The sequence below is a fragment of the Sphingobium chungbukense genome (genome assembly GCF_001005725.1).
In the GTDB taxonomy this organism is placed as follows: Bacteria; Pseudomonadota; Alphaproteobacteria; order Sphingomonadales; family Sphingomonadaceae; genus Sphingobium; species Sphingobium chungbukense.
Window position 1 is genome coordinate 44011 of the sequence record NZ_LBIC01000006.1, and the last position, 19723, is coordinate 63733.

The 19723-nt window shown below is 64.3% G+C and carries 13 protein-coding genes and 1 pseudogene; 7 read left to right on the forward strand and 7 right to left on the reverse strand.

The annotated features are described in order from the left end of the window. Positions 1–48: 48 nt before the first annotated feature. The 4 genes from YP76_RS13630 to YP76_RS13645 all read left to right on the forward strand — a co-directional run bounded on the left by YP76_RS13630 (position 49) and on the right by YP76_RS13645 (position 8712). Positions 49–2673 carry a glycoside hydrolase family 3 C-terminal domain-containing protein gene (locus tag YP76_RS13630; protein WP_046764180.1) on the forward strand — a complete coding sequence of 875 codons (2625 nt, stop codon included), beginning with the start codon at positions 49–51 and terminating at the stop codon, positions 2671–2673. A gap of 40 nt (positions 2674–2713) precedes the next feature. Further along, positions 2714–4282 (forward strand): alpha-N-arabinofuranosidase, encoded by a 1569-nt coding sequence (locus YP76_RS13635; protein ID WP_046764181.1) that lies wholly within the window; start codon positions 2714–2716, stop codon positions 4280–4282. A 25-nt stretch (positions 4283–4307) separates the two neighbouring features. Continuing rightward, positions 4308–5276: an alpha/beta hydrolase gene (locus tag YP76_RS13640; protein WP_084733164.1), complete on the forward strand. Its 969-nt coding sequence runs from the start codon at positions 4308–4310 to the stop codon at positions 5274–5276. A gap of 106 nt (positions 5277–5382) precedes the next feature. Continuing rightward, positions 5383–8712, forward strand: coding sequence for a PAS-domain containing protein (locus YP76_RS13645; RefSeq protein ID WP_046764182.1), 3330 nt, complete (start codon positions 5383–5385; stop codon positions 8710–8712). Here the strand turns inward: YP76_RS13645 and YP76_RS13650 are convergent. Further along, positions 8702–9322, reverse strand: a complete 621-nt coding sequence (locus YP76_RS13650) for a LuxR C-terminal-related transcriptional regulator (protein WP_046764183.1) — start codon at positions 9320–9322, stop codon at positions 8702–8704. The genes YP76_RS13645 and YP76_RS13650 overlap by 11 nt on opposite strands. Then, positions 9319–11270: pseudogene (gene acs / locus YP76_RS13655) on the reverse strand (acetate--CoA ligase). The gene YP76_RS13650 and the pseudogene acs overlap by 4 nt, the downstream one beginning before the upstream one ends. Before the next feature lie 179 nt (positions 11271–11449). On the opposite strand from acs, the gene YP76_RS13660 reads away from it, so the two are divergent. After that, entirely contained in the window at positions 11450–12892 is a 1443-nt protein-coding gene (locus YP76_RS13660; protein WP_052757430.1) for a DcaP family trimeric outer membrane transporter, read from the forward strand. 14 nt (positions 12893–12906) lie between these two features. Continuing rightward, a complete protein-coding gene (locus YP76_RS13665) occupies positions 12907–14655 on the forward strand; it encodes an MFS transporter (protein ID WP_046764184.1) in 1749 nt (582 codons plus the stop codon). Positions 14656–14717: 62 nt separating this feature from the next. Here YP76_RS13665 and YP76_RS13670 read toward each other — a convergent pair whose 3' ends face one another. After that, a complete protein-coding gene (locus YP76_RS13670; RefSeq protein WP_046764185.1) occupies positions 14718–15659 on the reverse strand; it encodes a LysR family transcriptional regulator in 942 nt (313 codons plus the stop codon). A 118-nt stretch (positions 15660–15777) separates the two neighbouring features. Here YP76_RS13670 and bdcA point away from each other — a divergent pair, with 118 nt between their 5' ends. Beyond that, complete coding sequence (gene bdcA, locus YP76_RS13675; protein ID WP_046764186.1) at positions 15778–16491, forward strand: SDR family oxidoreductase; 714 nt, start codon at positions 15778–15780, stop codon at positions 16489–16491. A gap of 141 nt (positions 16492–16632) precedes the next feature. Here the strand turns inward: bdcA and YP76_RS13680 are convergent, their stop codons facing one another. From YP76_RS13680 to YP76_RS13695, 4 genes are all read right to left on the reverse strand, one after another. Further along, the gene (locus YP76_RS13680; RefSeq protein ID WP_046764187.1) at positions 16633–17046 is read right to left on the reverse strand and encodes a RidA family protein; all 414 of its coding nucleotides are present in this window, start codon (positions 17044–17046) and stop codon (positions 16633–16635) included. 49 nt (positions 17047–17095) lie between these two features. Beyond that, positions 17096–17503, reverse strand: a complete 408-nt coding sequence (locus tag YP76_RS13685; protein WP_046764188.1) for a c-type cytochrome — start codon at positions 17501–17503, stop codon at positions 17096–17098. Beyond that, positions 17500–19086, reverse strand: a complete 1587-nt coding sequence (locus YP76_RS13690; RefSeq protein ID WP_046764189.1) for a flavin monoamine oxidase family protein — start codon at positions 19084–19086, stop codon at positions 17500–17502. Before YP76_RS13690 ends, YP76_RS13685 begins: the two co-directional genes overlap by 4 nt. Before the next feature lie 74 nt (positions 19087–19160). Beyond that, a complete protein-coding gene (locus tag YP76_RS13695; RefSeq protein WP_157035784.1) occupies positions 19161–19625 on the reverse strand; it encodes a RidA family protein in 465 nt (154 codons plus the stop codon). Positions 19626–19723: the final 98 nt, after the last annotated feature.

The window sequence follows — 19723 nt, forward strand, 5'->3', positions numbered from 1 at the left end:
TAAGAGAATAGGCGACGCCGAAACCGGCGTGCCGTTGGGGAGACAGACATGAAAACCGCTTCCGCCCTGCGCATGGCCGGCGCGATATTGTGCCTCACGACATCCGCGATCGCCCATGCGCAGGCCATGGATGTGTGGACGGAGGCGAACGGCAAGGCACGCGCCATCGTCGACAGGCTGACGCTGGACGAAAAGGTCGCGCAACTTTTGAACGTCGCGCCCGCCATTCCGCGCCTCGACATCCCGGCCTATAATTGGTGGACAGAATCCCTGCACGGCGCGATCGGCGCGGTCCCCACCACCAATTTCCCCGAACCCATCGGCCTTGCCGCCACCTTCGACGCGCCGCTGATCGAACGGGTCGCCGCCACCATCAGCACCGAAGTCCGCGCATTGCACAGCCTGGGGCGGCAGACCGGACATATCGGCCGGATCGGCACCGGCCTCGACACCTGGTCGCCCAATATCAACATCTTCCGCGATCCGCGCTGGGGCCGAGGACAGGAAACCTATGGCGAAGACCCTTATCTGACCGCACGGATCGGCGTCGCCTTCATCCGGGGCATGCAGGGGGACAATCCCGACCTGCCCCACGTGGTCGCCACGCCGAAGCATTTCGCGGTCCATAGCGGTCCGGAACCCAGCCGCCATACGGACAATATCTTCGCCACCCCGCACGATCTGGAGGATAGCTATCTCCCCGCCTTCCGCGCCGCCATAGTGGAGGGCAAGGCCGGATCGATCATGTGCGCCTATAACCGGGTCGACGGACAACCGGCGTGCGGCAGTCATATGCTGCTCCAGGATTATCTGCGCGGCGCCTGGGGCTTCAAGGGCTATGTCGTGTCCGATTGCGATGCCGTCGTCGATATTTACGACCATCATAAATATGCGCCCGACGCCGCGACCGGGGTCGCGGTGGCATTGCGCTATGGCGTCGACAACGAATGCAACAATGCGACGCTGGGTGGTCGTACCGATCTTGGCGACAGGTACAAGGATTCGCTGGCGCGCGGTCATATCAGCATGAATGACATCGACACGGCGCTCGTCCGGCTCTTTTCCGCGCGATACCGCAATGGCGACCTGGCAGGCCTGTCCTCCCGCAAACCCAATGCGACGCCGCCCGACGCGATCGGTACGCCCGATCATCAGGCCCTGGCTCTGACTACGGCGGAAAAGAGCCTTGTCCTGCTCAAGAATGACGGCATCCTGCCGCTGAAGCCAGGCACGAAGATCGCCCTCGCCGGTCCGTTGGCGGATGCGACCCGCGTGCTGCGCGGCAATTATTCCTCCGCCAAGAGCGCGCCGCCCATTTCGGTCGCTGACGGCCTGAAGCAGGTGATGGGCGGGGGCGCCGTGACCGTCATCCCCTTCACCCCGTCGATCACCGACGGCGATCTCGTCCCCGGCACCGCGCTGCTGACGCCGGACGGGAAGCCCGGCATCAAGGCCGAATATTTCAACGTAGCGGGCAAGGACCGCTTCGCCACCAGGCCGGTGCTGACCCGCACTGAAACCAGCATCGTCTCACGCGCGGCCGAATTCAGACAGGTATCGGATCGCCATCAGGTCCGCTGGAGCGGCTATCTGGTCGCACCGGAAACCGGCCTCTATCGCCTGGCCCTGACCGGGGTGACGGGCGATGTCTCGATCAACGGCAGACCGATCGTCTCCGCCAGTGAATATTCGCGCTGGGCCGAACCGCTCAAGCTGGTCGACGTCCGCATGACGAAGGGCGAACGCTTCGCCATCCGCCTCCAGGGCGAAAGCGGCGTCGCCGCTAGCCCGGCGATCTTCTGGAAACGTGTCACCGACGATCTGGACCGCGATCTGGCGGCGGGGACGAAGGACGCCGATGTCGTCGTGGCGGTAGTCGGCCTGACCTCCGACCTGGAGGGCGAGGAAATGCCCGTCAAGGTCGAGGGCTTCGATGGCGGCGACAAGACCACGCTGGACCTGCCCGCTGACCAGCGCGCCTTTCTGGAAAAGGCCAGGGCGCTCGGCAAGCCGCTGGTCGTCGTCGCCATAAACGGCAGCGCCATCGACCTGTCCTGGGCGAAGGACAATGCCGCCGCCATCGTCGAGGCCTGGTATCCCGGCCAGTCCGGCGGGCTTGCCGTCGGCAACGTCCTGTCGGGCAAGGCCGATCCGGGCGGGCGCCTGCCCGTCACCTTCTACCGGAGCGTGAACGACCTGCCGCCCTTCACCGACTATGGGATGGAAGGGCGCACCTATCGCTATTTCAAGGGCAAGCCGGTCTATCCCTTCGGCCATGGCCTCAGCTACACCAGCTTCCGCTATGCGCCGCTGGCGGTCGAGCCGGTGAACGGCTCGGTCGAAAACGGACTGCGGGTTCGCACCGCCGTCACGAACACGGGCGCGCGGGCGGGCGATGACATCGCGCAACTCTACATCACGCCACCGCGCTTCGAGAGCGCGCCGCGTATCGCCCTGCGCGGCTTCCAGCGGATAACGCTGAAGCCCGGAGAGACGAGGAATGTCGAGTTCACACTCAGTCCGCGCGACCTCAGCTTCGTCACCATGGCGGGTGAGCGGGGACTGATACCGGGCGACTATAGCCTGAGCGTCGGCAGCGGCCAGCCGGACGATGCCGTGCAGAGCCAGCAGGCCCGCTACAGCGTCGTCCGGATGGTCTCCCTCCCCAAATAAATTTCGCCCATTCTCCCGCCATTTTCCGAAGAGGACGGACATGATCAAGACCCTGCGCCGCACGACCGCCGCGCTGCTTCTATGCGCCAGCGCATGGGCGGCGACCACGGCCAACGCCGATACCGATGGCCGGCCGACCGCCGTCACCATCCATGCCGACAGGCCCGGCCCGGTCTATGACCGCCGTATCTTCACGCAATTTGCCGAGCATCTGGGCCATGGCATCTATGGCGGCCTGTGGGTCGGCAATGACCGGTCGATCCCCAACACCAACGGCTTCCGCAATGACGTCGTGGCGGCGCTGCGCAATCTGTCCGTGCCGGTCATCCGCTGGCCCGGCGGATGTTTCGCCGACGAATATCATTGGCGCGAGGGGATCGGGCCAAAGGCCCGGCGCCCCGTCAAGGTCAACACCAACTGGGGCGGCGTGACCGAGCCCAATAGCGTGGGCACCCACGAATATTTCGAACTGCTGCGGCAGGTGGGTGCCGAAGCCTATATCTCCGGCAATGTCGGTAACGGCACACCGCAGGAAATGGCGGAGTGGGTGGAATATATCACCGCGCCCGCGGGCAGCCTGGCCGATGAGCGCGCGAAGAACGGGCACAAGCAACCCTGGGCGCTCCCAGCCTTCGGCATCGGCAACGAGTTGTGGGGATGCGGCGGCAATATGCGGCCCGAATATGCCGCCGACGTCACCAAGCGTTACGCCACCTTCATCAAGGTCCCCGCCGGCACCAAGACGGTGAAGATCGCGTCGGGCGCGAACGGAGACGATTATAACTGGACCGAGGTGATGATGCGCGAAGCGGGCAAGCATCTCGATGCGCTGTCGCTCCATTATTACACCCTGCCCCAGGGCGGATGGCCTCCCAAGGCCGATCCGGTCGATTTCGACGAGACCGGCTGGGCGGACACGCTGGCGGCGACGTGGCGGATGGACGATCTGATTGCCGGTCACAGCAAGGTGATGGACAAATATGATCCGGCCAAGCGCGTGTTCCTCGCCGTCGACGAATGGGGCACCTGGTACGCGCCCGACCCCGGCACCAATCCCGGCTTCCTGCGTCAGCAGAATACGCTGCGCGATGCGATGGTGGCTTCGGTCAATCTCGACATTTTCGCCAAACATGCCGACCGCGTCCGCATGACCGCCATCGCGCAGATGGTGAACGTGCTCCAGGCGATGATCCTGACCGAAGGCAGGAAGATGGTGCTGACCCCCACCTACCATGTCTTCGAGATGTACAAGCCCTGGCAGGACGCGACGGTGCTGCCGATCGACATCGACACGCCCTGGTACAACAAGGACAGATTCGTGATGCCCGCCGTCAGCGGATCGGCGGTCCGGGCGAAGGACGGCAAGGTCCATGTCGGCCTGTCGAACCTAGACCCGAACCAGAGCAACATGGTCACGGTGAAGCTGGATGGGTTGAACGCGGCGAACGTGTCGGGCCGCATCCTGACGGCCTCGGCGATCAATGCGCACAACTCATTCGACGCGCCGCAAGTGGTGAAACCCGCCGCCTTCACCGGCGCGCAGATTGCAAACGGCGTGTTGACCGTCGCCCTGCCGCCCAAATCGGTGGTGGTGCTCGAACTGCGATAACGACCGACAATAACCGGAGGATGACATGAAGGATCTGTCTGCACGCAAGAGAGTATGGCGTTTCCCGGCCGCGCATATGATCGCGCTCGGTCTCGCCACCTGCACCCTCTCCCTGTCCGCACAGGGATGGGCACAGGACGACAGGATGACTCCCATCGCCGTTCCGGCCCAGCCCGACGCGATCGAACTGGGCACCGGCGCACTCCCCGGCGCCACAGCGAAGGAATCCTGGCACACCCAATATGGCAGCCGGTTCGCACGGAACGTGACGGTTGCGACGCTGACGCCTTTCCTGCCCGATCCGGCCAAGGCGTCGGGCGCGGCGGTCGTCGTGGCGCCGGGCGGCGGTTTCCGCACCCTTTCCATGGACAATGAGGGCTATGACGTCGCACGGGCGCTGGCCGCGCGGGGTGTCGCCGCCTTCGTACTCAAATATCGGTTGCGCCAGACACCCGCCGACATGGCGGGCTTCGAGCGGTCCATGAAGGAAATGTTCTCCGGCGCCGCACGCGCGCCCCTGCCCGCACCCGGTGCGGCGGCGAACGACCTTGCCCCGCAACTCGCCGATTCCACTGCCGCCTTCCGCCTGATCCGCACCCGTGCGGCGCAATGGCATGTCGACCCCGACCGGATCGGCATGATCGGCTTTTCCGCAGGCGCCATGTTGACCATGGCGACGACCCTGTCGACCAAGGAGGCGAAACCCGCCTTCATCGGAAATATCTATGGACCGCTGGGCAGCATGACGGTGCCGCAGGACGCGCCACCGATGTTCGCCGCGATCGCCGCCGACGATCCGCTGTTCGGCAATCGCGACTTCAAGCTGATCGACGACTGGCGCACGGCGCATCGGCCCGTGGAGTTCCACCTCTATGAGCAGGGTGGCCATGGTTTCGGCATGTATCCAAAGTCCACCACCAGCACCGGCTGGTTCGACGCCTTCGTGCGTTGGATCGACATGCACGGCATGCTTGGCCGCAAGCATCAACCGTGATGGGGGACAGGCCCTAACCCACAGCGGATAACATTCCTCCGTTGCTCGCCGGAACATCCTCCAACCATCCATTGTTCCGGCGGGTGGGAGCCAGTAGAGATGGGCCATGAGTTTGCTCTCGGCAGCCCTTCTCGCGCTCGCGATCGTCCTGCTGCTGTTCGGAATCGCGACCGTCGTGGAAAGACGCGGTGGCCTGCCGCTCGGCCGCTATGATCTGCGCCACGGCGCCTATGCGCTCGCGCTGGGAGTCTATTGTTCGAGCTGGACCTTCTACGGCGCGGTCGGAAGCGCGGTACGCGACGGATGGCACTATCTGCCCATCTATCTCGCGCCCATCTGCCTGCTGATCGTCGCCCCCCGCTTCCTGCGCCGGCTTGCCGAGGCGGTCGCGCAAGAGCAGGCAACGACCGTATCCGACTTCATCGCCGCGCGCTTCGGTCATGATGTGGTCGTGGCGCGCCTCGTCACGGTCATCGCCTTGCTGGGAACGGTCCCCTATGTCGCGTTGCAATTCCGATCCATCGGGGCAGCGATCTCGATCGTGACGGGCCGTCCCGTCGCGACCCTGGCCATGCTGACCGCCGCCTGGCTATTGTCCCTGTTCGCCATGCTGTTCGGCGCCCGGCGGTTCGAACTGGCCGGGCGCAGCGAAGGCTTGGTCTATGCGATCGGCATCGAATCGCTGCTCAAGATCATTGCCCTGACGACGGTCGCGGTCTTCGCCCTCGTCCTGCTGGGTCAGGCAGACGCCACAGGCCTCACGCGGGGCATCGCCATTCTCTCGGCCAATTTTCGGCCGGAACGGCTCTCGATCGAGGTCGGCATCATCTTTCTCATCTCGCTCATGGCGGTGGTTGTCCTGCCGAGACAATTCTACATGGGCCTGGTCGAGGCCCGCGAGCCGGGCGATCTCGTCGGTGCCCGCTGGGGACTGGCCGCCTATCTGGGCGCGATGGCGGTCATGGTGCTGCCGGTCGCGCTGGCGGGCGCAAGCCTGCTGCACAACGCACAGCCCGATCTCTACATGCTCCAACTGCCCGAAATGAAGGGACAGGGCATCATCCTTGCGCTCGCATTGCTGGGCGGGATCGCCGCGGCGGCATCGATGGTCGTCGTCGATTCGACCGCGCTTGCGACCATGGTTTCGAACGACCTCCTCTTTCCCACGTTGCTGGCGCGAGAGAATGGCGCGGAGGCCGGCGCAGGAACGCTCGGCCGCCGGATGCTTCTGGTGCGCCGCTTCTCGATCGTCGCCATCATCGCGGCGGCGCTCGCCTGGGCGCTGCTCGTTTCGGCCGAACAGTCGCTCGCCTCGATCGGGCTCGTCGCCTTCGCGGCCATGGCGCAGTTCACGCCGCACCTGGTCCTCGCCACTTATGCGCCTGGGCGCGATGCCCTCGCGGCGCGGGCCAGCCTTGCCGTAGGGCTCATCATCTGGTTCTACACCCTCGCCCTGCCGCCCATCCTGCCTTCCGCCGGGCTGGCCGCGCTCGCGGGAAGCGCGCTCGACCCCCTGCGCCTGTTCGGCATCGGAGCCGCCTCTCCACTGGTCCATGGCGTGGCATGGAGCCTCGGCGCCAACCTTCTCGTCTTCGCGCTTGTCGCGGCACGCAAGGTGAAGGCGCCTGTCCTTCCGCGCCTCGGCAGCCAGCGTCCGATCACCGACCTTGCCGAACTCGCGCAGCTTGCCGCCAGCTTCATCGGTGAAGAGGAGGCGGCCCGGGAATTTCCGGCAGCGGCGCGCGGCACGCCGATCGACAGGCGTTCGGCGCAACGTGCACGCACGCTGATCGCCCGCGTAGTCGGCGCCTCATCGGCGCGCGCGCTCGTGACCTCGGCATTGGCGGGCGGGCAGATCAGCCTGTCCGACGTCACCCGGCTGCTCGGGGAACGCGGGCAATCGCTTCGCTTTTCGCGCGAGTTGCTGGCCGCGACCTTCGAGCATATCGATGCCGGCATCAGCGTCGTCGATGCCGACATGAACCTGATCGCCTGGAACAGCCAATATCTCGACCTGTTCGACTTTCCACCGGGCTTTCTTCGGGTGGGCGTGCCGATCGCGGAACTGATCCGCTATAATGGGAGACTGGGCGATTTCGGGACCGAGGATATCGAATTCCACGTCAGGAAGCGCTTGCGCCATATGCGCCGGGGGCTGCCGCACAGTTTCGAACGGCGGCGCAAGGACGGCCGCGTCATCAAGACGATTGGCGGCCCGATGCCGGGCGGCGGCTATGTGACCAGCTTCATCGACATTACCGAGGACGCGCGCATTCGCGATGAACTGGGCCGGACGCTGGCGGAACTGGAAACGCGCGTCGCGGACCGCACGCGGGAGCTTAGCGACACCAATTCGCGGCTCGCCGAAGCGACGCGGGACAAGACCCGTTTCCTTGCCGCCGCTAGCCACGATCTGCTCCAGCCGCTTCACGCCGCACGCCTGTTCACGGCCGCCCTGCAACGCGAGGTTGACGGAACGCCGCATATGCTGGCCAATCGCATCGAGGGTGCGATCATCGCGGCGGAGGCCCTGCTTCGCGCGCTTCTCGACATCAGCAAACTGGACGCTGGCGGGGTCGAACCCAAGCCTGAGCCGATCGATCTTCGCCCTTTTCTCACCAGCCTCGCGGACGGGTTCGCTCCCATGGCGAAGGAAAAGGGACTACGCCTGCGGACCGGCCCGTTGAGCGGTCATCTCGATACGGATCCCGGCCTGCTGCGATCGGTATTGCAGAATTTCGTGTCCAACGCCCTGCGCTACACGCAGCATGGCGGGGTCTTGATCGGCGTCAGACGCAAAGGCGGCATGGTCAGGATCGACATCGTCGACACCGGCATCGGCATAGCCGCCGACCAGATCGAAGCGATCTTCGGCGAGTTCACCCGCCTCGGCGCGCTGGATGTCGATGGATTGGGCCTTGGCCTGGCCCTCTCCCGCCGGATCGTCCGACTGATCGGCGGCAGCATCGAAGTGCATTCCGTTCCCGGAAAGGGCAGCCGGTTCAGCCTGCTCATGCCGGCCGGCACGGGGCAGGCCGCGCCGGAATCCGCGCCCATCCTGGAGGTCCCCATACCGAAGGAAAGAAATCTGGCCGTGCTTGTGGTCGATGACGATCCGATGATCGTGGCGGCGACGCAGGCGCTGCTTTCCAGTCTCGGCCACCGGACCATGACTGCCGGAGATGGCGAGACCGCCCGACATTTGGCGCACGAAGCAGACGCCGCTTTGGTGGACTTCCAGCTTGGCGCGGACGAAGATGGCCTTGCCCTCATCGCGGCGTTACGCCGCGAACATCCGGGATTGCCCGCGGCGCTTGTCACGGCGGAGGATGAGGCGAACCTTGCCCCGCGGGCCGCCATGCTCGACATCGCCTTCATCGCCAAGCCCGCCGCGCCCGAAGCCATTTCGGCCTTCCTCGCCCGCGTCAGTGGTTGAGATCGAGCCCCAGCGAACGTGCCACCAACGCGGCCTGGGTGCGGTTCTGCACATTCAGCTTGCGCATAATCGTCGTCATATGCGCCTTGACCGTCGCCTCGCTGATCATGAGATTATGCGCGATCTCCTTGTTCAGCTTGCCGTTCAGCACTTCCAGAAGGACCTTTAACTGGGTCGGCGTCAGTGACGCGACCTCCTTCTGAACGGCATCTTCCGGCCGTTCAGGCGGAGCCGGAAGCCGGTGGCCGCCCATGGCGCGCGTGATCGCCGTCTCGATCGCAGGCAGGTCGCTATCCTTGGAGAGAAAGCCGACCGCGCCCAGCGCCCGCGCTTCCTCCGCCGCCTTCGCGCCGTCGGCGCTCGAAACGACGAGGATCGGCACATCGGGCTGCTCGGCATGCAGGAGTGCAATGCCCGAATAACCCACCGCGCCCGGCATCTTGAGGTCGAGCAGGATGAGGCGCAGGCCCGCCGCGCCGCCCGCCGCTCCCACGGCGGCGGCGAGCGTGCCCGCTTCGATGATGCTGGCTTGCGGAGCGACCTTCATCACCGCCACCGCCAGAGCCTGGCGGAAAAGCGGGTGGTCGTCCGCGATGAGAATCGTCTCTATTGCGCCTCTTCCATCCGTGGTCTGTTTGCCAGCAGATTATCGACCACGGCGGGATCGGCAAGCGTAGACGTGTCGCCGAGGTTGGAGACGTCGTTTTCCGCGATCTTCCGCAGGATGCGTCGCATGATCTTGCCAGACCGCGTCTTGGGCAGACCGGGTGCGAACTGCACCACGTCCGGCGAGGCGATCGGGCCGATTTCGCTGCGTACCCAGCGGATCAGTTCGCCACGCAGAGCATCGTCCGGCTCGACATCGGCATTGGTCGTGACATAGGCATAGATGCCCTGCCCCTTGACGTCGTGCGGCATGCCGACGACGGCGGCTTCGGCCACCTTGGGATGCGCGACCAAGGCGCTCTCGATTTCCGCCGTGCCCATGCGATGGCCGGACACGTTGATGACGTCGTCGATGCGGCCGGTGATCCAATAATAGCCATCCTCGTCCCGCCGGCATCCGTCGCCGGTGAAATAGCGTCCCGGAAAGGTCGTGAAATAGGTCTGGAAGAAGCGGTCATGGTCGCCCCAGACGGTGCGCATCTGTCCCGGCCAGCTATCCGCGAGCACAAGACAGCCTTCCCCCGCCCCTCGATCAGCCGCCCGTCGCCATCGACCAGTTCGGGCTTCACGCCGAACATGGGCAGCGTCGCGGAGCCGGGCTTCAATGCCGTGGCCCCCGGCAGCGGGCTGATCATCGCGCCGCCCGTCTCAGTCTGCCACCAGGTATCGACGATGGGGCAGCGGCCCTCGCCCACGACATGATGATACCATTCCCATGCCTCAGGGTTTATCGGTTCGCCGACGCTGCCGAGCAGCCGCAACGTCTTGCGGCTGGTCTTGCGCACCCATTCGTCCCCCTCCCGCATCAACGCGCGCAGGGCCGTGGGGGCGCCGTAGAAAATCTCCACGCCGAACTTGTCGACCACCTGCCAGAAGCGGGAGGCATCGGGGAAATTGGGCACGCCCTCGAACATCACGCTGGTCGCGCCGTTCATCAGCGGCCCATAGACGACATAGCTGTGACCCGTGACCCATCCGATATCGGCGGCGCACCAGTAGATCTGGCCGGGCCGGTAATCGAACACATATTCATGCGTCATCGCCGCCCACACGGCATAGCCGCCGGTCGTATGCAGCACGCCCTTGGGTTTGCCGGTCGAACCCGATGTGTACAGGATGAAAAGCGGGTCCTCGGCGCCCATTTCCTCCGGCTCGCACGTCGAAGGCTGGTCCTCGACCGCCGTGGCCCAGTCGATGTCGCGGCCTTCGACCATCGCCACCTCGGCCCCTGTACGCCGCAGCATGATGACCGTCTCGACATCGGGGCAATGGGCGAGTGCGGCATCGACATTGGCCTTGAGGGGAACCTTCTTGCCACCGCGCAACCCCTCATCGGCGGTCACGACGATGCGGCTCGAACAATCCTCGATACGCCCGGCGAGCGCTTCGGGAGAGAAACCGGCGAAGACGATCGAGTGGATGGCGCCGATGCGCGCGCAAGCCAGCATCGCCACCGCCGCTTCGGGCACCATGGGGAGGTAGAGGGTGACGCGATCCCCCCGCTTCACGCCCCGCGCCTTGAGCAGATTGGCGAAACGGCATACCGCTTCATGCAATTCGCGATAGCTGATGCGCCGTTCCGGTTCCGCCGGATCGTCGGGTTCCCAGAGGATCGCGATGGCATCGCCACGCTCAGCCAGATGACGATCCAGGCAATTGGCGGACAGATTGAGCGTACCGTCCGCGAACCAGCTTATACCGAAATCCTCCTCCGAAAAGCTCGTCGCCTTGACCTGGCTGAACGGCTGCATCCAGTCGAGACGCTGCGCCTCCTCCGCCCAAAAACGCTCCGGATCGGTGATCGAATGCGCATACATCTGCTGGTATCGCGCGGCGTCGACCAGCGCGTCGTTCGCCCACGGGTTGGGAACGGGATAAATGCCCTGGTCCATAATATAGCACTCCTCTCCTTGATCGCCACCGATCCGTGGGCGGCATTCTAGACGCCGCGCGATCGCATCGGACCCCCGACCAAAGTCGAATATCCCCGACCATGGTTCGGCTGTCGCATCGCCGCGGCATGCGCGATCCTCTCCCCAGCCGGAAAACAAACCGGTCCATGGAGAGGACAATGCCAAAGCCAAACGGACCATTTTTTCGCGTCCTGCTGGGAGCGACGGCACTCGCCGCACCCCAACTGGCCGGCGCGCAAGCCACGAAGGAGACGGAACTGGCGGCGCGTCTTGAGCGGCTGGAGAGCGAAGTCACCCAGCTTCGGACCGAACTCGCCGCCGCGCGCAACCAGCAGGACGAAACCGCGGCCACCGCCGCAAACGCCGTCCGCAAGAGCGACGAGACGTCCGCCCAAGTGACCAGGCTGGCGGATAGCACGCCCAAGCTCGGCTTCCGCTCGGGCAATACCAATGTCGTCCTGTCCGGCTATGTGAAGCTGCTCGCCAGCAGCGCGCGATACAGCGGCGGCGACGACCCGAGCAACACGCTCGGCCGCGACCTCTATCTGCCCCAGTCGGTCCCGGTCTTCAATCCCGCATTCCCGACGTCGCCTACCCGCGTCACCGACTTTTCCGCAAAGCAGACCCGCTTCTGGGTGGACGCCACCACAAAGCTCGGCAAGCATGCGCTCAAGGCCTATATCGAATTCGACTTCCAGGCCGCCCCCGGCACCCCGCAGGCGCTGGGCCAGGGGACGCAGCGCACGACCAACGCCTATGACCTCGCCATGCGGCGCGCCCTCATCCAGTTCGACCGCTGGACGTTCGGCCAGGATTTCACCAATTTCTCCAACCCGGCGGTTTTCCCCGAGAGCACGGATTATGTCGGCGGCGTCGACGGCCTGATCTTCGTGCGTCAGCCGATGGTGCGCTACAGCCTGCCGCTGAGCCACGGCCTGACCCTCCACCTGGCCGCCGAAAACCCGGAAACCGCTTCAGCGACGGTCGGAGCGCCCGCACTCATCGAAAATGGCCAGGACCATGCACCTGACATGACCGGCCGCCTCGAATATGCTGGTGCATTCGGCTTCCTCGACCTCGCTGTGCTGGGCCGCCAGTTGCGCGTCGACAATGCGAAGGCGGGCGCCGCCCACATCGTCGATTCCCGCGTCGGATGGGGCATCAGCACCTCCGGCAAGATTTTCCTGGATGACAAGCATGGCAGCGACATTCGCTTCCAGGCGACCTATGGTGAAGGGATCGGGCGCTATCTCGGCCTGAACTTCGGGCCCGATGCGGTCCTCCAGACCAACGGGCAGCTTGCGGGCGTCCGCAACCTCGCGCTGTTCGGCGCGGGCCGCTATGCGCTGAACGATCAGTGGCGCGTCAATCTGATCGCCAGCTATCAGCGCATCTTCTACGCCGACACGCTCGACCCGGCGACGACTGCGGGTATCGCCATGTTCAATCGTCAGGCATGGAGTGTCGCGGGCAACCTCTTCTATTCCCCGGTGAAGAATGTGGACCTCGGCATCGAGTACCGCCACGGCGAGCGCCGGCTCGTCAACGATCTCAACGGCCACGTCGATCGCTTCGACGTCGCGGCGAAATATAATTTCTGACAGGAGGGACTGTTATGGCTTCGACATATGACGGACTGCCAAAACATCACGAGGCGACACGAAGCGAGAAGCTGATCATCACCGCCAGCTCGCTCGGCACCGTGTTCGAATGGTATGATTTCTATCTCTACGGCCTGCTGACCGCGATCATCGCGGCGCAGTTCCTGACGGGTCTCAACCCGACGACCTCCTTCATCATGGCGCTGCTGATCTTCGCGTCGGGGTTCATCGTCCGCCCCTTCGGCGCGATCGTCTTCGGCCGCATCGGGGACCTGTTCGGGCGGCGATACACGTTCATCATCACGCTGCTCGTCATGGGCCTCTCCACCTTCCTGGTGGGTTGCCTTCCCACCTACAAGTCGGTCGGCGTCGCCGCGCCGATCATGCTGGTGGTGCTGCGCATGTTCCAGGGCCTGGCGCTGGGCGGCGAATATGGCGGCGCGGCGACCTATGTCGCGGAGCATGCGCCCCACAACAGACGCGGCTTCTACACGAGCTGGATTCAGATCACCGCGACCGCCGGCCTCGCCATGGCGCTGCTGATCGTCATCGGCGTCCGTTCGCCCATCACCGGCGTAGGCGAGGAAGCGTTCAAGGACTGGGGCTGGCGCATTCCCTATCTGGTCTCCGGCCTGTTCCTGATCGTCGGCCTGTGGCTGCGGCTGAAGCTGCATGAATCGCCCGTCTTCCAGAAGATGAAGGCGGAGGGCACCGGCTCCAAATCCCCGATCAAGGAAGCGTTCGGCCAGTGGAAGAACCTGAAGATCGTGTTCATCGCCTTTTTCGGCGCGATCGCGGGTCAGGCGGTGGTCTGGTATTGCGGCCAGCTCTATGCGCTGTTCTTCCTTGAAAAGATGCTGAAGATCGACGGCCTGACCGCCAACACGCTCATCATCGTCGCGCTGCTGATGGCCGCCCCCTTCTTCCTCTTCTTCGGCTGGCTGTCCGACCGGATCGGCCGCAAGCCCATTATCCTTTCGGGCTGCGCACTGGCCGCGCTGACGTTGTTCCCGGTCTTCCACATGCTCACCGACGCCGCCAATCCTGCGCTCGCCCGGGCACAGGCGGCCGCGCCTGTGACCGTGACCGCCAATCCGACGGAATGTTCCTCGCAGTTCGATCCGGTCGGCGCGAACAAGTTCGACAAGACAAGCTGCGACATCGTCAAGAACGCCCTGGCCAAGGCGGGCGTGAACTACACCAATGTCGCCGCCGCGCCCGGTACCGTCGCGACGGTCGCCGTCGGTGATAAAAACTTCACCGCCCCCGATCCGTCCCGGCTTTCGGGCGAGGAGAAGAAAGCGGCCATCGCGGCCTTCACCGCCCAACTGATCGGCGCGCCCGCCACCCCGGCAAAGGCGGCCGAGGGCGACAAGCCCGCCGTCGCCGCCCAGCCGGCGGTCGAGGGGGAACTCGCCAGGGTCGGCTATCCCGGCAAGGCAAACCCGGCCGAGATCAACAAGCCGCTCGTCGTCGCCCTGCTCTTCTACCTCGTACTGCTGGTGACGATGGTTTACGGTCCGATCGCCGCGATGCTCGTGGAATTGTTCCCCAGCCGCATCCGCTACTCCTCCATGTCGCTGCCCTATCATATCGGCAACGGGTGGCTGGGCGGGCTGCTGCCGGCCATCGGCTTCGCGATGGTCGCGGCCACCGGCGACATCTATTACGGCCTCTGGTACCCGGTCATCGTGGCGGCAGGGACCGTCGTCCTGGGGCTGATCTTCCTGCCTGAAACCTTCCGGCGGAATATCGACGCCTGAAGCAAGCCCGGCCGGCGCGTCTCATCCCCCGCAGACACGGGATGGGACACGCCGGCGACAGGTCATGATGCTCCAGCGCGAACCACTTCGAGCAGATCAGCGCGCGGCGGCCTTTCCCAATAGGGAGGGTCGCCAAAGCTTGTGCGCAGACTTTCGGCCAGAGCGCGGATCTTGGCCGTGGCTCCATGATCGCGCGGATAGGTAAGAAACAGTTCGGCGCCCTCGGCTTGCACGCCACAATCAATCTCGACCAGCGATCCGTTCGCGATCGCGTCATGCACGAAGAATGTCGGCAGCAGCGCTATGCCAAGCCCGGCGGCGGCGGCATCGCGCATGACCAGACCATTATTGACCCTCAGACTCGCTCGCGGGCGAACCACGGTCCAACCGGAAGGACCGCCAAAACGCCAATCACCGGCCCTGTTCGCGTATAATATACCCGCATGATATTCCAGTTCCGCCAGCGAGGCCGGACGCCCCGCCCGCTCAAGATATTCAGGAGCGGCCACGAGCAGGCGGCGGCTCGTCGCGAGGCGACGGGCAATGAGGCGGCCATCCCCGATCGCACCATGCCGCAACACAGCATCGAACCCCCCGGTGGCGGCGTCGACGAAGCTGTCATCCAGTTCCAGCGAAACCTCTATCTCGGGATGACCGCGAAGGAAGCTGGTCAAGGCGGGCGTGAGATGCAGGATACCGAAACCGACGGGAGCGGAAAGTCTGAGCGGTCCCGCCAATTTTCCGCTGGATGCCGCCAGTTCGGCCGAAGCCTCCTCCGCCTCGCGCAGGAGGCGCTGCGCCCGCGGCAGGAAGGTCTGGCCACTATTCGTCAGGGTCAGCTTGCGCGTCGAGCGCTGGATCAAGGTCGCGCCCAGCGTTCGTTCGAGTTCTGCCAGCCGTTCGCTCACCACTGATTTTGCGAGGCCCAACCGCCGCGATGCCGCACTGATGGACCCCGCCTCAACGGTGGCGAAGAATGCAGCAACGCCGTCCAGCTTCATCATCGTTCGGGTTTTCCGTCTTCTACTTCCAGGATTTGCCGTCTAGTCCGAACGATGCGCTCACGTCATCTACAAGTCCAGAGAGCAACCGACTCTATCATCCTGATCGAAGGAGGCATGTATGAATGACTTCACCGGAAAGAATATCCTGATCCTCGGCGGTAGCCGGGGGATCGGCGCCGCCATCGTCCACCGCTTCGCCGCTGGCGGCGGCGGTGTGGCCTTCACCTATGCCGGTTCCCGCGATGCTGCCGAAGCACTCGCCGCGGAAACGGGGGCTGAAGCGATCCGGACGGACAGTGCCGATCGCGACGCGCTGATCGCCACCATCGCCGGTCGCGGCGCGCTGGATGTCATCGTCATCAACGCCGGGACGCTTGTGCTTGGCGATCCGCTGACGCTCGACCCGGACGATATCGACCGTATGATCGACATCAATGTGCGGGCCCCCTATCACGCGGCGGTTGAAGCCGCCCGGCACATGAACGCCAATGGCCGCATCATCGTCATCGGTTCGGTGAACGGCGACCGGATGCCCTTTGCGGGCGGGGCCGCCTACGCCCTCACCAAAGCGGCGATGCAGGGCATGGTCCGCGGATTGGCACGGGATTTCGGTGATCGCGGCATTACCGTGAACAGCATCCAGCCGGGGCCGACCGACAGCGAGATGAACCCCGCGGAAGGGCCGATGGCCGCCACCATGCACGGTTTCATGGCGATCAAGCGCCATGCACGGCCGCAAGAGATCGCGGAACTTGCCGCCTATATCGCCGGGCCGAACGGCGCCATGATCACCGGTTCCATGCAGACGATCGACGGTGGTTTCGGCGCGTGACACGATAGCTGTCGCTTCGTCGGGCAAAGCAGGCAGAGAGCCGCAGGGGCATATCGAACAGGCCGTTGCGGCTCTCTGAAACAACAGTTCTCGGAGAATGGCGTCGTAATGGAGTAGGATGAAAGTCCGTCGACCGCTCAGTCACTCGAAAGTCGCGATGCACTCCACTTCCAATGGCGCGCCCAGCGCCAGACCATCCGCCCCGAAGGCGCTGCGCGCCGGCAGGCGCTTGCCCTCGAAATAGGGGACGTACACGGCATTGAAGCGCGGCCAGTCTGCCATGTCATCCAGCATGACCGTGCACTTGACCACCTTGCCGAAATCGAGGCCATTATCCGCCAATATCTTGCCGATGGAATCCATCGCGTTTCTCACCGCCGCGTCGAAGCCTTCCTTGTGCGGGTCCATCCCGGCCGGAACCTGGCCGATCTGGCCGGACATGTAGAGCGTGTTGCCGACGCGCACCGACGGCGAAAAGGGCAGTTTGGCGGGAAGTGTCTGGGCAATGGCCGGCCCGGCGACGAGGAGGGCCAAAAGCGTGGCGATTTTCATCATGGCGTGTCTCCAATGGCGGGTCGTTCGAAAAGAAAGGCATCGTCTCGTATCATTCCGCGCTGCCCCCCGCTTTGGCGACGCGCTTGACGTCCGCTTCCGTAACCGGCTGGGCATAGCTGTTACCGAAATGAGTCCGGACATAGGTGATGACTGCCGCCATCTGCGCTGAGGAAAGCATGTCGCCCATCGGTGGCATCGCACCCTTGCCTTTCGTCACCACCGCGATCGGATAGGCGGGGTCGGCCAGCTTCTTGTCCTTCGCCAGGGCGGGAATGGCGCCGCCCCCACTGCCCATGGCATCTGGCATATGACAGGCGGCACAAATCTGCTTGTAGACCTTCTCGCCATCGGCCGCCTTGTTCTTTGCCTGCACGCCACCCGGCGTATCGGCATGCCCCGGCGCGGCGAGGAGGGCCAATAGCGGCGGGATGAGGATCAAGGCGCGGCGCAGGCTCATGCCGCCTGCGTCCGCTGGTGGATGCGCGTGATCGCGTCGAGGCCGGAGAGCAGCGATCCTTCCATCCAGCCGCCATAATAGCTGGCATGTTCGCCCGCCAGAACCACGCGGCCGTCAATGGCGACCAGATTCTGGTAATGCGCTGCCCGGTTCTCCTCGCTCCAGCGCGAAGTGCATCCCAATATCCAGGGCACGCGGCTCCAGGGGACGGAAACGCCGTTCAGAAACTCCTTGCGATATTGCGGATGGAAGATTTCACCCTGGGCCAGCGCCGCCTCGATCCGCTCCTGCGGGGTCATGCCGGTCAGTTCGAACGCCCCGGCATCGCGCGCGAAGGCACCCAGCAATACCGCCGGCCCGCTGGAGAAGAAGCGGTCATTGGGATAGGATAGCTGTGCGATCGGCTGGTCGGTGAAGCTGTGACCGCCATAGATATTATCGTCCTCCTCCCAGAATCGGCGCTTGAACTCCAGCCCCATCTTGAGCTGTCCCGCATAGGGCACCGCCTTCATCGCCGCCGCCAGTTTCGGCCCCACCTGCATCTCGACCTGGCTGATGATCGAGAGCGGAATGGTGCACACGCACCAATCGGCACTGACGCTGTTCATCTTGCCGCTGGGCACGTCCTTGTAGCTGACGGTCACGCCCTTTCCGTTCTGAGCGACCTTCGTGACTTTCGCATTATAGGTGATGAGCTTGCCGACCTGGGCAGCGAAGGCCTTGCCGATCATGTCCATGCCGCCCACAGGCTGGAACATCGTCGTCTGCATCACATAGTTGAAATAGAAGCTCATGGCCGTCCACACCTGCGGGTCGAGCACGTCGCCGAGCTTCGCAATCTGCGACGGCACGGGGGCGCCATCCACGCCACCGCCCGGCGGGCGATCATATCCGCGCTGGGCGGAGACGGCGACGCTGCTGGTATAGGCCATATTGTCGTCGAGCACACCCCAATGCCGCAAAGCCTCCAGCAGCTTTTCCTTGTCCTCCGCGCTCACGCTGCCGTCCAGCACCTTGGCATTCGCCGCCTTCGCCAGCAGTTCGGAGGTATGTCCGCGGAAGTCGGTCGCCACCGCCTTGTAACGCTGCGGCTTGCCTCCGAAGGCCTCGCTCGAATGGATGAAGCCGTTATGATTGAGCTGAATGAACGGTTCGAGCGCGACGCCGAACTGCCTGCAATAATGCAGCAAGCAATTGTGATGGTGCGGAATGCGCCAGGGACCGGGGTTGATGTAATTGCCAGGTCCGAACTGTACCTTTTGAACGGCGCCGCTGCTTTCGGTGAAAGTGTCTCCGCCGCGCAATGTATAGTTGCGACCGCCCGGACGATCCTGAAACTCCAATATCTTGACCTGATACCCGGCCTTCTCCAGTTCATAGGCTGCGACCATGCCGGCCAAGCCCGCGCCCAGCACGACGACCGAGGCGCCGGGTCTTGCACCGGACAGGACAGGCGGGCCGCTAAATTGCGTTTCGGCGGCATGGCCCAGCGTGGTCATCGCCTGATACATGGCCGCGGCGCCGCCCATCTTTCCGATCAGGGTCAATAGCTGGCGGCGGCTAGGCTGCGTGACATCCTTCATGAAAACCCCCTGTAGACGGGAAGGAAATCGGACTGCGGTCGTTTCACCCATGGACCGCCATCCCGTGAACAGGCTCAGGGAGCCTTGGCGGCAATCGCCTCGATCTCGATCAGTTGCTGCGGCCGTGCGAGACCCGCGATCTGGAAGGCCGATCGCGTGGGAAGATTGGGTTGTTCGGCTGTGCCGAAGAACTTCTTATAGGCCCGCGTCATGCCGTCCCGGTCCATCTTCCCGCCGAGCACCGGATCGCCCACTAGGAAGACGGTCAGCTTAACGACATCGCCCATGCCCAGCCCCATCTCCGCAAGCTGCGCTTTCATCTTGGTGAAGATGGACATCGCCTGCGCTTCAGTGTCGCCGAAAGCGCCGGGGCTTTCCACGTCCTTCGGATCGATCGGCGCACCGGTTGCACCCGACAGAAAATAGATGCTGCTGCCGGGCGGGACGACGGCAGCGCTGGCAATCATGGCACCAGGAGCCTGCTTGTGTTCGACCGTCGCCGCATGGGCAGCAAGAGGGAAAGACGTCAAAGCCGCCATCGCAATCCCGAAATGAGAAAATCTCAAAACCGACAAAGTCGTCATGACGTCCCCCTATTTCCCAAAGTGCCAATATTTGTACAAGGGAACGAGGAAGA

Excerpts from the sequence above, each read along its gene's own strand:
- YP76_RS13630 (WP_046764180.1), top strand. The coding sequence starts at position 49 with ATGAAAACCGCTTCCGCCCTGCGCATGGCCGGCGCGATATTGTGCCTC.
- YP76_RS13635 (WP_046764181.1), top strand. The coding sequence starts at position 2,714 with ATGATCAAGACCCTGCGCCGCACGACCGCCGCGCTGCTTCTATGCGCC.
- YP76_RS13640 (WP_084733164.1), top strand. The coding sequence starts at position 4,308 with ATGAAGGATCTGTCTGCACGCAAGAGAGTATGGCGTTTCCCGGCCGCG.
- YP76_RS13645 (WP_046764182.1), top strand. The coding sequence starts at position 5,383 with ATGAGTTTGCTCTCGGCAGCCCTTCTCGCGCTCGCGATCGTCCTGCTG.
- YP76_RS13660 (WP_052757430.1), top strand. The coding sequence starts at position 11,450 with ATGCCAAAGCCAAACGGACCATTTTTTCGCGTCCTGCTGGGAGCGACG.
- YP76_RS13665 (WP_046764184.1), top strand. The coding sequence starts at position 12,907 with ATGGCTTCGACATATGACGGACTGCCAAAACATCACGAGGCGACACGA.
- YP76_RS13670 (WP_046764185.1), bottom strand. The coding sequence starts at position 15,659 with ATGATGAAGCTGGACGGCGTTGCTGCATTCTTCGCCACCGTTGAGGCG.
- bdcA (WP_046764186.1), top strand. The coding sequence starts at position 15,778 with ATGAATGACTTCACCGGAAAGAATATCCTGATCCTCGGCGGTAGCCGG.
- YP76_RS13680 (WP_046764187.1), bottom strand. The coding sequence starts at position 17,046 with ATGATGAAAATCGCCACGCTTTTGGCCCTCCTCGTCGCCGGGCCGGCC.
- YP76_RS13685 (WP_046764188.1), bottom strand. The coding sequence starts at position 17,503 with ATGAGCCTGCGCCGCGCCTTGATCCTCATCCCGCCGCTATTGGCCCTC.
- YP76_RS13690 (WP_046764189.1), bottom strand. The coding sequence starts at position 19,086 with ATGAAGGATGTCACGCAGCCTAGCCGCCGCCAGCTATTGACCCTGATC.
- YP76_RS13695 (WP_157035784.1), bottom strand. The coding sequence starts at position 19,625 with ATGGCGGCTTTGACGTCTTTCCCTCTTGCTGCCCATGCGGCGACGGTC.